Below are 13,849 nucleotides of genomic sequence, written 5' to 3'. Positions count from 1 at the left end.
CAAAAATTTAAAGGAAAAAGTCCAGACGGAAATAGATCGGCGCTTCACGGTCCGTGATCGCTTCCGGTCGTTCCAAAGAGTGTGCAAAGGTCACGCTGGCCGCGACGTTCTTGCCGCGCGCAAACAACTCCACCGAGTTGCTGCTCATGCGCCCATGCTGCTCGGCGTTGTAGCGGCCATGGCTGATGACGCCCTGGTCGTAGCCCAGGCTGGTGCCGTATTCAGTGAGCACCGGCTGCATCCAGGCCCAAGTCACCGGCCGACTCCAGCGCAGGTCGTTGCGCCAGTAGCCGCCGCTGTCGCCGGCAAGCATTTGGTCTTTGTAGCCACGAATCGACGACTGCCCGCCGAGGCTAATGCGCTGTGGGCTGAACAACACGTCTTCGCTGTGCTGACCGGTCATCAAACTGCTGAAACTGAGGGACTCACCCCACAGTTTGAATGGATACAGATAGCTCACCGTGGCGGTGTACTTGCGGTAGCGCGCATCCGGCTGCCCAGGCTTTGGATCGTGATTGGCCTGGGCATCGAATGCGCCGATGCCGTTTTGCATGCCAAGGTCAATGTTGAGGAATGAACCGCCGATACGCCGACCATGGTTGATACCCACTTGCGCTTCGCTGAGGCGGTTGCTGCTCAAGGCAAGCTTGCTGTCTTCAATGAAATTATTGGTGCGAAGATAGGCGATGCCGGTGTTCAGGGAAGTCTTGCTCAAGGCATCCCGATGGATGACGCGCTCCAGGCGCAACTGGTGATTCTGACTGTCGCCGGTCTGCTTGAACTTGAAGTGGTTGGCCTCGGCCTGGGAGCGGTACTCACTTTCGATGTAGCTGTACGAGAGGTTCCACCAACCGAACGGCAGGCTGTAACTGAGCATCGAATTGCGCGAGGTTTTCTGGTGATCGCTGACGGCATCGTGGCCGCCACGTAGCGAAAGCTGGTCGGCCAGGCCCAACGGATTGTCCCAATCCAGGCTGGCGCCCCACTGCTGCTCACCGGTGCTGCGCTGGCCGCCGTTGTGCCGCGACAGGCCAACACGCCAGGGCTTTTGCGAGGTGTTTTTGACCAGTACATCACTGCCCCCCACGGCCTTGCCCGGCGCCAATTCCATCTGCGCCTGGTTCGACGGCAAGCGGTTCAACTGATCGACCATCTGCTCGATTTCGCGCAGATTGAGCAGTTCGCCCTGCTTGCCGGGGAAGCTCATGGTCAATTGACGGTCAGTGATTCCGCTGCCTTCGGCAGCCTTCAGGCTCTCCAGCTTACCTTCGACCACTTGGATCTTGAGATTGCCGCTGGAAAGGTCCTGCTGCAGCAAATACGCGCGACTGGTGACCAGGCCTTTGGCCAGATAACGGTCGGTGATCACCTTGAGCACTGCGTTGAGTTGCGGCACACCAAGACATTGGCCGAGGTAGGGCTTGATCAGATGAGCTCGCTCACCTTCAGTCAGCGCATCCGCGCCGCCCAGCTCGATGGTTTTGATCGGGAAGCAGCGGGTATCGACAGGTGTTGCCGAGGTTGCCGGCGCGGCGGCTTTACCCGGCAAGTCTTTGAGCTCCTCAAGGCGCCGTTGCTGCTCTTCGAGCAGGCGGTCCTGGCGGTCACGGATCAGGTCGGTGATGCCGGGGGCGTTCTGCGGCGTGGCCGCTTGCGCCCATCCGGAGGTGCCCAGGCAAAAAAAAGCGGACAGCAGGCTTAACCTGGTCCGACGCGGTAAACGCCACACTGTATAGATCCCTCTATATGGCTTTATGCCATCCAATGTGGCGATGATAAGATGTCATTTTGATGGCGTCAATTAACAGTGCAAACTCGTTCAACCCTTCACGCAGAGCGGCTCAGGCGTGAAAATGAAGAGTTTTTGCCCGTTTGAGTCCGACCGCTAGGCACTGACGCTGCGTGTGGTACCGAGCCATTGCGTCAAACAGCAGGCCATAAAAAACCCCACAGCTTCGGGGAACCTGTGAGGTTTTACCTTCCGTTTCGCAGGTGTCGCATCACACCACGCTGATCATCTCTGCACTCAACTGCGCCGCATTGAACCCCACCAAGGTGACACTGCTGTCCCCCGCCAGAATTACGCTGTCACTGCCATGCTGGGTAGTGGCACCGAGCACGGCATCGGCGCTGGCAAACAGCGACTTGGCGAACACCAGCAGGTCCTGCCCATTCTGGTGAATGTTGAAGTCGCTGATCACGTCGTGGCCAAACCCGCGTTGATCGAAAACAAACAGGTCGCTGCCCACGCCACCGCTGAGTTGGTCATTGCCCAACCCGCCGATCAGGACGTCATTGCCGCTGGCGCCATACAGCGCGTCGTTACCCGTGCCGCCCAGCAGTGTGTCGTTGCCGTCGCCGCCGTGCAGCAGGTCATTGCCAGCGCCACCGTCGAGCCGGTCATTGCCGTTCTGGCCGAATATCAGGTCGCGCGCGGCGGTGCCTTTGAGGGTGTCGGCCAATTGGCTGCCTTCGATGGATTTGGCATACGCCTTATCGGCGCCGAACAGGCCTTCGAAGTCGAGTTTGCCACTGGTCACCGTATAGGCCGGCGTGAGGACCTCGCCAATGCCACCGAAGAGCCCGCCGAACACGGGCACCTGGCCGAGGCTATTGGCCAAGCCGGTTTCGAACTCCACATGCTCTACGCCGTGCAATTCCTTGAGGCCGTATTGGCCGCTGCTGTCGTTCAAAAACAACGTGCCATCGCTGAGTTTCACCGCTTCGTAGGAAGATGCAGTGCCTTTGAGGAAGACTTTGTCGTTGCCTTCACCGCCGGCGACAATATCGGTACCGGTACTCACGCGGAAACTGTCGTCACCCTTGAACCCGTCGAGGAAGTCATCGCTGCGCCCGTCCTGCAGCTTGTCCGAACTGTCGGTGCCCAGCAGGAAGGCCGGTGTGCCGTAATGGTTGGAGGTGGCGGTCTGTTTGTCGCTGACCCAGGTAAAGCTGCGGCTGATGGCGTCGAGATTGCTGATGATGATGGTGCTGTCGCGTTCGATGTAATCGTAGAAGGTCGATTGGGCGATACGCTGGATAGGGTTGATGAAAATGCCTTCCAGATGCGCGGCCCAGCCTGACAGGTTGGCAATTGAGAACGGACCATTGGGCCAGGTTGGCAGCGCGTAGATCGTGTCGAACAGCACGATGTTGTCAGTCGTCGAAGTGTAACTGGCGTCACTGCCTTGAAGCGCATCGATAATGGCGCTGCCCACGTTGGTCTCTTGCCCCGTGAGGCGGTGGACCACATCGTTTTCAAAACCGAAGTTGAAGATTCCGTCGCTGTTGCTGGACTTGGGCGACTCCATGCCAAAGTAGTCCGAATCCTTGAAAAAACCGTCTGCCAAAGTGTCCTTGCCGATATACATGCTGTTGGTGACAGAACCACCCTGGCTGTAGCCGGTTACCAGAACATCTTTGCCGCTCAGGTTGTGGTCGGTGGCGTAATCCTTGATTGAATTGAGCAGGTAGTCGTAGCCGTTGATATAAGAGTTATCGATCATCGCCGGCCAACCCAGCAGATCAATTGGCGAGTTGGTGCCGGCAATGGAAAAACCCATTTTGACTAATTGGCCGCTGTCATCGTATTGACCAAACACCCTGGCCTGGGAGCCGAACACGCCGTCACCGGTAAAACTTCCAGTGATGTCGATGTGGCTGCTATCCACCTGCAGTTCGCTCGCGCCGATTTCACGCCAGCCCTTGGGCAGCGCGAAGGTGTTGCCCTCGCCCAGCACAAGCCCCGGAATATTGTAGAGCGCGCCGACGGTCGCGACACCACTGGTATAAGTGGCGAGGGTCCAGGCATCTGAAATCAGGACGCGGGCATCTTGCCCCTTGTAATCGAATATAGCCATGTCAGTACTCCTTGAGCCCAGCGATCAACACCGAAAGTCAACGGTAATACCTGATGCGTCGGGCTAAACAATATGCATTGAAGTTGTTGTTGTGCATTCTGTTCAGGCTGCTTCGTTGCTTAATATCGAGGTTGACCATTAAGGAAGCTCGTCAACACTAGCCTAGAAGTGCCGCGTTAAAGTGACCGACTATCGGATGATAAGGGTATGTACTTAGGGAGATAGACGACAAAAGCGCCATAAGCGCTGTTTGACGAACACGAGGTGAAGTTCTGTGTTGTTCGTGACTGGCGAGTCAAAGAAAATCAAACCCTTATAGCAAGTTGTGAACTGCAATAAGTGCTCAAGAAGTTCAGGTTTCTCTGGAACTCAGGAAGAATAAACCTCAGCACCTTGGCATACAGGCTGCTTGAACCTGGGTAATTGCTGCCGGGCCAGTTGCGCCTGCACGCCCGCGACGGCTTCAAGCACTCGTTGCGCCCAGTGCTCATCCTGCGGGTCGACCACCACCACGCGAAAGCCGTGGTCGTTGCCTTCAAGGCGCACGCCCTCGGAATCATCCACGTGCAAATCAATGTCGAAGGCCGGCGGAAATTTCGAGGGGGTGTTCGACAGCCCATGCACCGTGAGGGCGTGGTTATGCCGCTCGCTATTGACTACGCCGTCGACACGAATGCCGTACAGCATCAGCCAACGCCTGATGTAGGAAGGCGCCCTTCCCGATGAGGTATAGACCCAGATACTGCAACCCTGGCGCCGCAGCTGCCGCGTCAGCGAACGAGTGCCGATACGCAGCGGCTCTCCCCACCAACGATGAGCACAAGCCGGTAGCCAGCTGCTCTCGACGTCAGCGTGGTGGAGCTGGCAAGCCAATGTGTCGTCGATATCAAAGGAGATGCGTACGCGCGGGCGCTTGGCGGCACGCGTGAGAAGCGCCTGCTGGATGGCTTGCACGACTCGGCTGGCGAGTGTTGGATACCGGCGCATTAATGGCCTCCCTGATAAATAGGCTGTGGTGCGTCGTTCAAGAAAAACGCCTTGGGATCCGGCGCCTGTTCCTCCAGGAAGGCGGCGTACTTTTTCTTGATCTTGGGCAATTCATACAACGCCTTGACCCCATGTTTGGCCGAGTTGCGGATTACCGAGGAAGGATTGAAGTAACCCTCGGCATTTTCCAGCGTCAGCACGAACGGTGGCAACCCGGCCCGCATCAGCAGATAACTGACGATCAGCGAACCACTGCGGTTGTTGCCTTCGATGAACAACTGCGGCTTGCTGAGGATGCGCACATACACACCGGCCGCACGCTTCCACACCGATTCACTGCGATACGCGCAGTACCAATTGAACAAGTCCTTGATACCGCCTTCAACGTTGTTGAAGAAGTGCTCCTCGGTGGCGGCCAGGTGCTGCGCGTATTCCACGCGCCGCGCCGGGTCGCTACCGCAGAGCACCGTGGCGTTGATCTCCAGCATCAGGTCCAGATGATGAAGGTCAAACAGGTCAACGCCCCGTGCGACATAGTCGTCAACCAGCGCATAGCCTTCAAGCACGTTGTGCAGCACTTCGTCGGTCAAGGGGTCGCGCGGCTCGGTAAATTGCGTGCTGAGCTCGGCAAAGCGGCTCTGCACTTTGCGGAGCGCGCGTTCAATCGCTGACAAATCAAGACGATGCGTTGCAGACATTGGCATTCCTGGGCTGACGGTGGCGCACCTGTGGTTTCTATCGAACATGGAGTTACTCAGCTGAACTTGCCACTGATGTAATCCTCGGTCATCTGTTCACGCGGGCTGCCAAAAATCTGCGCGGTCGGGCCCATTTCCACCAGGTAGCCGGTACGCGTGCCCTGGGAAATATCCACCGAGAAAAACGCCGTGGTGTCCGCCACGCGAATGGCCTGCTGCATGTTGTGGGTGACCAGGGCGATGGTGTAATCCTTCTTCAGTTCCACCATCAGCTCCTCTACCCGGCGAGTCGCAATCGGGTCGAGTGCCGAGCACGGCTCATCGAGCAACAGCACTTCCGGCTCGGTGGCGATAGCGCGGGCAATACACAGCCGTTGCTGCTGGCCGCCGGAGAGCGACAGGCCGCTGACCTTGAGCTTGTCCTTGACTTCATCCCACAGCGCAGCGCCTTGCAGGGCGTGCTTGACGCGATCGCCCAAGTCGCCTTTGTAGCGGTTCAGGCGCAGGCCGAACGCGACGTTGTCGAAGATGCTCATGGAAAACGGGTTCGGCTGCTGGAACACCATGCCGATGTAACGGCGCACCACCACCGGGTCTACACCCTTGCCGTACACGTCCTGCCCCAGGAAGTGCACATGGCCCTCGAAGCGAAAGCCTTTCACCAGGTCGTTCATGCGGTTGAGGCTGCGCAGTACCGTACTTTTGCCGCAGCCGGACGGGCCGATGAACCCGGTGATCTTGTTTTTTTCGATCGGCACATGGCTGTCACGCACTGCCATGAAGTTGCCGTAGAAAATCCTGTCCAGCTTGCAGTCCATGACCACAGGCGATTGGGTAACAAACGGAGCGGCTATTTGCGCAGTTGAGACGTTCAAGATTCAGATGCTCCCGTTCTTAATACTTAGGCTTGCCGAAGATACGGCTCACAATATTCACGACCAGCACGATCATCACCAACACCAATGAAGCCGCCCAGGCGAGCTCCAGCTGGTTGTCGAAGGGCATGCCGGAAAAGTTGTAGATCAGCACGGCAAGGGAGGCTGTGGGGTTCATCACCGCCAGGTCGCCGTCGTGGTAGATCCAGTAGTTGCTGAACAGCGCGGTGAACAACAACGGCGCGGTTTCGCCTGCGGCACGAGCCACAGCAAGCATTACGCCGGTGAGGATCGCCGGCAGGCCGGTCGGCAAGATGATCTTCCAGATCACCTGCGAGCGGGTGCACCCCATGCCGTAGGCAGCGTCCTTCATGATCTTGGGCACCATGCGCATCGACTCTTCAGCCGTCAGCACCACGATGGGCAGCATCAGTACCGCCAGGGCTACGCCGCCTGCCGGTGCCGAGTAGGTGCCGGTGGTCATGACCACCAAGGCATAGGCAAACACGCCGGCCAGGATCGAAGGCAAGCCGGTGAGCATCTTGGCGGCAAAGCGTGCAGCGTTGGCCAATTTGCTGTCCGGCCCCAGTTCGGCCAGGAAGATCGCGGCCATGATGCCGACCGGCACCGCAATCGCCGCAGCGATACCGACCATCACAAAGGTGCCTGCCATGGCGTTGCCGAAACCGCCGCCCGTCTCGAAGCCGGTGGGCGGCAGTTCGGTGAACACCTCCAGGCTCAGGCGTGCGCCGCCACGGGTGATCAGCATGTAGAGCACGGAAATCAGCGGCACACTGGCCAGCAGCGCGCCAAACCATACCAACGTGGTCAACACCAGGCTGCGCAAGGCGCGGCCTTCGAACTTGCGCTGCAAGCTCGGTACAGCGGTGATAGGGGATGTGAGATTCGTCATCATCGGTTACCCCGTTGGGCGTAGAGCATGATCATGGAACCGATGACATTCACCAGCAGCGTGATGAACATCAAGACGAGAGCGGCGTACATCAATACCTCCACCTCGTTGGGCCCGGCTTCGGGGAAGTTCAGCGCCAACAAGGCTGCCAACGTATTGGCCGGCGCGAACAGCGACAGGGAAATGTTGTTGGCGTTGCCCACCAGCATCGCCAGCGCCATGGTTTCGCCCAGCGCACGACCGAGGCCAAGTACCAGGGAGCCAAAAATACCGGTGGCGGCGGATGGCACCATCACCTTGAGAATCGCCTCCCAATGGGTGGTGCCCATGCCGTAGGCGGCCTGCTTGGTCTTCATCGGCACGCTGGTGAGCGCGTCCTGGGACACGGCGGCAATCGTCGGCAGAATCATGATGGCCAACACCAGCGCCGCCGGCAGCAACCCCGGCCCGCTCAAGGACGTGCCGAAAAACGGGATCCAACCCAGTTCGCTGTTCAACCAGGTGGTCAGTGGCCGAATGGCCGGGATCACCACGTAGATGCCCCACAGGCCGTACACTACGCTGGGGATGGCGGCGAGCAGTTCAACGATGGTGCGAAACACAGCGGCCAGCTTGGCCGGCAGAAAATCCTGAGTCAGGAAAATCGCCATGCTGACACCGAAAAAGCCTGCAATCAGCAGCGCGATGAAAGCGCTGTAGAGCGTGCCCCAAATGGCCGGCAAGATCCCGTACTTGCCCTGATTAACGTCCCAGACGCTGCCAAAAAGCACATCGAACCCGTGCTTTTCCATGCCCGGCAAGGCCTTGCGTCCCACCTCGAATACCAAGGCTGCGACCAACGCCAGAATCAGTACCACCCCGATTCGCGCGAGCCCACGGAAGGTGCGATCGACCAGGAAGTCTTTGGCCGAGGGAGGTTGGCAAGCAGAATCCCGGTTAACCGGTACGACGAAAGGTTTGTTCATTGGCTAATTCCGGAACAGGGGGGAAACGCCCCCGGCGCGGCAAACAGCCCACACCGAGAGCGGCCTCACGGGTGTTACTGAATGTTGGCGGAGGCTTTGCGTACCTGCTCCACCACCGATGGCGGCAGCGGGATGTACCCCATCGAGTCGGCGATTTTCTGCCCCTCGGTCAGGCTGTACTCAACCATTTCGCGCATGGCCTTGGCCTTGGCAGGGTTGCCGTTGTCCTTGCGGAAAATCATCCAGGTGTACGAGGTGATCGGGTAAGACTTGGCACCGTCCGGGTCCGGCAACCAGGCCACCAGGCTTTCCGGCATCTTCACGGCGGCCAGGGCCTCGGCGCCGCTTTCGGCGTTCGGCACTACGTACTGGCCGGCCTTGTTCTGCAACTGGGCGAAGTCAACCTTGGCCAGTTTGGCGAAGCCGTATTCGATGTAGCCAATCGCGCCTGGGGTCTGGCGTACGGTGGCAGTCACACCATCGTTCTTGGGCGACTTGATGAATTTGTCGCTAGCCGGCCAGTTGACGGTGTTGCCCTCCCCCAGTGCCGTTTTGAATTCAGGGTTGATGGTCGCCAGGTGTTTGGTGAATACCGCCGTGGTGCCGCTGGAGTCTGCGCGCACCACCACGGTGATCGGCGTGTCGCCAAGCTTCAGGTCCGGGTTGGCGGCGACGATCTGTGGGTCGTTCCACTTGGTGATCTTGCCCAGGAAGATATTGGAGTAAACATCGCGTGGCAGCTTGAGGCCCTTGGGATTGCCCGGCAGGTTATAGGCCAGCACGATTTCACCGGCGGTCATTGGCAGCAGTTGCACGCCCTCGGCGACCTTGGCGATGTCTTCGTCTTTCATGGCCGAGTCACTGGCGGCGAAGTCGACGGTTTTATTCAGGAAGTCCTGCACACCTGCGCCGCTGCCCTTGGACTGGTAATCCACGGTGACGCCAGCGGTCTTCTTGCTGAAATCCTTGAACCAGGTGAGGTAGATCGGTGCAGGGAAGCTGGCGCCAGAGCCGGTGAGGCGCACGTTTTCGGCGGCGAAGGTCACGGAGGAGGCACACAGGGATACCGTAATGGCGAGTGCTGCGGACTTCATCAAGCTTTTCATTAAAAGGAACTCGTTGTGGTGACGGGCTCCCGAACTGTGAAGCAGGGTTGTTACATTTTTATGAAAATTGAATGGCGAGGGGGTGTTTTGTCCCGCTTTGCCGCCACAGCGCTGTATTTTTAGGGCATGGGTTAGTAACAAAATACGACTACAGTGCTGTCATCCCTCTAGCGGTACTGATCTTGCGCCCGTGACGGTCGAAGCTGATCCCATTGATGCTGCGCCATCCAACTGTGGGAGCTGGCTTGCCTGCGATGACGGTCGGACAGCCAACGCCTATTTACCTGACACCTCACCGTTGGATCGCGAGTGTGTCAGGTAAATAGGTGTCGGGCGCAATGCCGCCATCGCAGGCAAGCCAGCTCCCACATTTGGACCTAGGGTTGTCAGGGAAATAGGCGTTCTACCGCTCCCCCCACGGCTAGCGGCCGCCTTCCATCAGGCTTACTTGCCTTCAGTCAACGCGTTGTAGCTGGTGAACAGGTTGCGGTAGTCCGGAATGTGGTTGGAGAACAACGTCCCCAAGCCCTCGATGTCGTTGCGCCAGTCGCGGTGCAGCTCACAGGCCAGGCCAAACCAGGTCATCAGTTGCGCGCCGTTGGCGGACATGCGGGCCCAGGCGGACTGCTGGGTCAGTTCGTTGAAAGTGCCGGAGGCGTCGGTGACCACGAACACTTCAAAGCCTTCGGCCAGGGCCGACAGCGCCGGGAACGCCACGCACACTTCGGTCACGACGCCGGCAATGATCAATTGTTTCTTGCCGGTGGCCTTGATGGCCTTGACGAAGTCTTCGTTGTCCCAGGCATTGATCTGGCCTGGGCGCGCAATGTACGGCGCATCCGGGAACAGTGCCTTGAGCTCGGGCACCAGCGGGCCATTGGGGCCGGTTTCGAAACTGGTGGTGAGGATGGTCGGCAGCTTGAAGTACTTGGCCAAGTCAGCCAGGGCCAGCACGTTGTTCTTGAATTTGTCCGGGTCGATGTCACGGACTAGTGACAGCAAGCCGGCCTGATGGTCGACCAACAGCACAGCGGCGTTGTCTTTGTCCAAGCGAACGTAAGGTGTAGACATCGTGGTACTCCTGATAAAGAAGGTGACGCCCGAGTGGGCGCCCCGTAAAGAACCCAGCGTGTTTACTTGCGCTGTGAGTCTAGTACTTCGTGGTTGTTTGCCACTTCCTGAGCCTTGACGTAGCTCTCGATGAGAAGCTGGTAGTGCGGCATGGCCTGGGTGTAGACGTTGGCCCACTCCTGGGCATCCGGGCGGTTCCAGGAGCCTTGCAACTCCGACAGCGTGCCCATGATGTCGATCGGCACCACGCCGGCCTGGGCCAGGCGTGCAACGGTCAGGTCGGTGGCCAGCCTGGAGTGGTTGCCCGAGGCATCGACCACCGCGAACACCTTGTAGCCTTCATGCACCGCCGCAATCGATGGGAACGCCAGGCACACGCTGGTCAGGGTGCCGGCGATCACCAGGGTCTTCTTGCCGGTGGCTTTGACGGCGGCATGAAACTCCGGGTTGTCCCACGCGTTGATTTCGCCACGGCGGGCCACGTACTGGGCGTGCGGCGCGGCTTCGTGGATTTCCGGGATCAACGGGCCGTTGGGTCCTTGCGGCACCGAAGCGGTGGTGATAACCGGTATTTTCAGCAGGGTTGCGGCCTTGGCCAGCGCGATGGCGTTGGCGCGCAATTGAGGAACATCAATGTCCTTGACGATCTGGAACAGACCACTCTGGTGGTCGATCAGCAACATGGCGGTGTCAGCGGGGTCAATCGTCGGCTTTTGACCATTGAAGTTTGCAGCGTTACCTGATGCAGTCATTTGCATTTCCTCTTGCTTGGCGATACCTCCCTGGCGTGTGCGCCGGAACTGCGCCCGGCCGTGCCTGCACTTCCTGTACAGACACGCTTGGGCAACGACCTGGACGTGTGTCAGCAGGCCCACCCAAAAAAACAGTGGAACCACCTTAATCATCGCGTTCAGGGTTAGGTAGTGGCTGAAACGGGCCGCTCCATCTCAAAAATGGAACAATGCAGCCGCACGGTGGCAAGGGCACTTGGACGTGCCGGTCGTTACAATGCGATCATCGGCTCCATCCCGTGGATTTCAGGCACTTGCGCCAATCATGACCGTTCACTTATTTCCAGGCAGGTGCCTTCATGGATATCAAACAACTTAAATTCCTGATCGCGCTGGAGCAGACGCGCCATTTCGGCCAGGCCGCTGCCCGCTGCAACATCACCCAGCCCACCCTGTCGATGCGCCTGCGCAACCTGGAGGAAGAACTGGGGCTGGAGCTGGTGACCCGCGGTCAACGTTTCGAAGGCTTTACTCAGGCCGGCGAACGCGTGTTGGCCTGGGCCAGGACCCTGCTCGCCGCCCATGACGGCCTGTTCGCCGAAGCCGCTGCGTGTCGCGGCCAGTTGGTCGGTAACCTGCGCCTGGGCCTGGTGCCCCTGAGCGGCTTCAATCCGATCAGCTTCATCCAGGGCTTGTCCCACAGCTTCCCGGAACTCAAGTTCAGCCTCACCTCCATGAGTTCGGACAAAATCATCGAAGCGCTGGGCACCAATCAACTGGACTTGGGCGTGTGCTACCTGGACCACGTGAGCCCCAACTACCTGGAATTTTTCGAACTGGGCGAAACCCGTGTCGGCCTGCTGTACGACACTCGCCACTTCCACTTCGAAGGCACGCAGATGAGCTGGGAAGAAGCCGCCGAACTGCCCCTGGGGATGATCAGCAATGGCATGCACTACCGAAAATCCATCGACTTGAGTTTCCGCAGTCGCGGTCTCGATCCCCAGCCGATTCTGGAAAGCGACTCCACCTATCAACTGTTCCAGGCCATCCACGAAGGCTTCTGTTGCGCAATCATGCCGTTGGACAGCGGCCTGGAAAACCCCATCGAAAACCTGGCATTTATCCACCTGCCAGACGCCAGTGTCCTTGCGCCCCTGGGCATGGTGATGCGCAAGACCGAACCGCGCTCGGTCATCGCAGAGAAGTGTTTTGCCGAGGCCAGGCAGTTGTTTGCACCCAATACCCAGGCTTAGCCGGCCTGCGTTTGAAGCGCGCACAAAAAAGGCGCTCCGTAGAGCGCCTTTTTACCGCCGATTGTTTTACTGCAAGCTGACCTGACGCAGCTCGGGTTTGGTCTCACCACCAATCATGATGCGTTTTGGCTTGGCCTCTTCAGGCACTTCACGCAGCAGGTCGATGTTGAGCAAACCGTTGGTCAGGGATGCGCCACGTACTTCGATATGGTCCGCCAAGCGGAACGACAACCGGAACGCACGTTGGGCAATGCCCTGGTGCAGGTAAGCGACCTTATCGTCGGTTTCGCGTTTTCCGCCGGAAACCGTCAATACACCCCTCTCGACCTGGATATCCAGATCCTCCTCGGTCAGGCCAGCCACGGCGATCACGATGCGGTACGCGTCGTCACCGTGCTTTTCCACGTTGTGAGGTGGATAGGAATTCGGAGCCTCGCTGCGCAGCGCCGACTCGAACAGGTCATTGAAGCGATCAAAGCCCACCGATTGACGGAACAGTGGGGCCAACGACAGGGTAGTAGCCATTTTAAAATCTCCTGAGTTTCTCCAAGTGATTTAGTACGCAACCCGGATTCGGCATCGCGTGATCCAAAATTTATGGACGCGCAAAAGGAATTCAAGAGGGCTGGAAAAAATTTTTCTTGTGCAAGGGGCGATCACCGAAGCCCAAGTGTTATGACGTGTGCTCTAATCAAAATGCCAGGCGTGCTTTACCCCGTGAGCGCCTGAGACAGCCCTTGAGGTACAAAAAAATGAAAATGACATTCCCGGCCCTGGCATTGGGCATTCTGATCTCCCAAGGGGCCCTGGCCGCTGGAGATGGTACGGCCGCGCTGGGAGGCGGTGTCGGCGGTGTGTTGGGCAACGTGGTAGGCCAGCAGCTTGGTGGCTCGACCGGTGCGGCCATCGGCGCCGGCGTGGGGGGCGCCGCCGGGAGTGCGGTGGGGGCGCAAAAGGGCAACAAGACCGAAGCGGCGATTGGCGGCGGTTTGGGCTCGGCAGGCGGTTCGCTGATTGGCAATCGCCTGGGCGGCACCACCGGCTCGACCATCGGCGCCGGCGTGGGGGGCGCAGCCGGTGGCGCGCTGGGTAATAACCTGGCCGATGACGAGAGCGGCCATCGTTCAGGCGGTGCCAAGCACAAAGGCAACAAGCATAAGCACAAGAACAAGCACCACTGATCGCGTGGCACGGCTTGCCATGTAGGAGCGAGCTTGCTCGCTCCTACGCCGGGCCAATATCCCTTTACATCGGCGTGCTGCTCACCACCCGCAACGCCAACCCTTCATACGCGTCCAGCGTGATCGTGAACGCACCCTCCTCTGTCAAATCGCCTTCCACCCGCTCATTGATGATATCCACCACCGGCCCCGGTGCGATGTTGGGC

General features: G+C 58.9%; 13 protein-coding genes. 2 read left to right on the top strand and 11 right to left on the bottom strand.

The window, feature by feature from the left end; genetic code table 11:
* Positions 1-7 precede the first annotated feature (7 nt).
* From BMH52_RS18755 to BMH52_RS18710, 10 genes are all read right to left on the bottom strand, one after another.
* Entirely contained in the window at positions 8-1,729 is a 1,722-nt protein-coding gene (locus tag BMH52_RS18755; RefSeq protein ID WP_083535075.1) for a ShlB/FhaC/HecB family hemolysin secretion/activation protein, read from the bottom strand.
* A gap of 271 nt (positions 1,730-2,000) precedes the next feature.
* The gene (locus tag BMH52_RS18750; RefSeq protein WP_073844655.1) at positions 2,001-3,860 is read right to left on the bottom strand and encodes a calcium-binding protein; all 1,860 of its coding nucleotides are present in this window, start codon (positions 3,858-3,860) and stop codon (positions 2,001-2,003) included.
* A 369-nt stretch (positions 3,861-4,229) separates the two neighbouring features.
* Positions 4,230-4,847: a hypothetical protein gene (locus tag BMH52_RS18745; RefSeq protein ID WP_073844653.1), complete on the bottom strand. Its 618-nt coding sequence runs from the start codon at positions 4,845-4,847 to the stop codon at positions 4,230-4,232.
* A complete protein-coding gene (locus BMH52_RS18740) occupies positions 4,847-5,545 on the bottom strand; it encodes a hypothetical protein (protein ID WP_019817111.1) in 699 nt (232 codons plus the stop codon). Before BMH52_RS18740 ends, BMH52_RS18745 begins: the two co-directional genes overlap by 1 nt.
* Positions 5,546-5,601: 56 nt before the next feature.
* Positions 5,602-6,363, bottom strand: coding sequence for a phosphate ABC transporter ATP-binding protein PstB (gene pstB / locus BMH52_RS18735; protein ID WP_019817112.1), 762 nt, complete (start codon positions 6,361-6,363; stop codon positions 5,602-5,604).
* Positions 6,364-6,439: 76 nt separating this feature from the next.
* Positions 6,440-7,333 carry a phosphate ABC transporter permease PstA gene (pstA, locus tag BMH52_RS18730; RefSeq protein WP_014718563.1) on the bottom strand — a complete coding sequence of 298 codons (894 nt, stop codon included), beginning with the start codon at positions 7,331-7,333 and terminating at the stop codon, positions 6,440-6,442.
* Positions 7,333-8,298, bottom strand: a complete 966-nt coding sequence (pstC, locus tag BMH52_RS18725; RefSeq protein WP_003191517.1) for a phosphate ABC transporter permease subunit PstC — start codon at positions 8,296-8,298, stop codon at positions 7,333-7,335. Before pstC ends, pstA begins: the two co-directional genes overlap by 1 nt.
* A gap of 74 nt (positions 8,299-8,372) precedes the next feature.
* Complete coding sequence (pstS, locus tag BMH52_RS18720) at positions 8,373-9,404, bottom strand: phosphate ABC transporter substrate-binding protein PstS (protein WP_014718564.1); 1,032 nt, start codon at positions 9,402-9,404, stop codon at positions 8,373-8,375.
* A gap of 444 nt (positions 9,405-9,848) precedes the next feature.
* Positions 9,849-10,475, bottom strand: a complete 627-nt coding sequence (gene ycaC / locus BMH52_RS18715) for an isochorismate family cysteine hydrolase YcaC (RefSeq protein ID WP_003191542.1) — start codon at positions 10,473-10,475, stop codon at positions 9,849-9,851.
* 62 nt (positions 10,476-10,537) lie between these two features.
* Positions 10,538-11,227 carry an isochorismatase family protein gene (locus BMH52_RS18710; protein WP_003191543.1) on the bottom strand — a complete coding sequence of 230 codons (690 nt, stop codon included), beginning with the start codon at positions 11,225-11,227 and terminating at the stop codon, positions 10,538-10,540.
* 338 nt (positions 11,228-11,565) lie between these two features.
* Between BMH52_RS18710 and BMH52_RS18705 the strand changes: the two genes are divergently transcribed.
* A complete protein-coding gene (locus BMH52_RS18705; RefSeq protein ID WP_014718572.1) occupies positions 11,566-12,462 on the top strand; it encodes a LysR family transcriptional regulator in 897 nt (298 codons plus the stop codon).
* Positions 12,463-12,528: 66 nt separating this feature from the next.
* Here BMH52_RS18705 and BMH52_RS18700 read toward each other — a convergent pair whose 3' ends face one another.
* Positions 12,529-12,987 (bottom strand): Hsp20 family protein, encoded by a 459-nt coding sequence (locus BMH52_RS18700; protein WP_014718573.1) that lies wholly within the window; start codon positions 12,985-12,987, stop codon positions 12,529-12,531.
* A 227-nt stretch (positions 12,988-13,214) separates the two neighbouring features.
* Here BMH52_RS18700 and BMH52_RS18695 point away from each other — a divergent pair, with 227 nt between their 5' ends.
* Positions 13,215-13,643 carry a glycine zipper domain-containing protein gene (locus BMH52_RS18695; RefSeq protein WP_014718574.1) on the top strand — a complete coding sequence of 143 codons (429 nt, stop codon included), beginning with the start codon at positions 13,215-13,217 and terminating at the stop codon, positions 13,641-13,643.
* The last annotated feature ends 206 nt before the right edge of the window (positions 13,644-13,849 follow it).

It is taken from the genome of Pseudomonas sp. BTN1, assembly GCF_001907715.1.
In the GTDB taxonomy this organism is placed as follows: Bacteria; Pseudomonadota; Gammaproteobacteria; order Pseudomonadales; family Pseudomonadaceae; genus Aquipseudomonas; species Aquipseudomonas paracarnis.
This window is presented reverse-complemented; position numbering and strand designations above follow the sequence as displayed.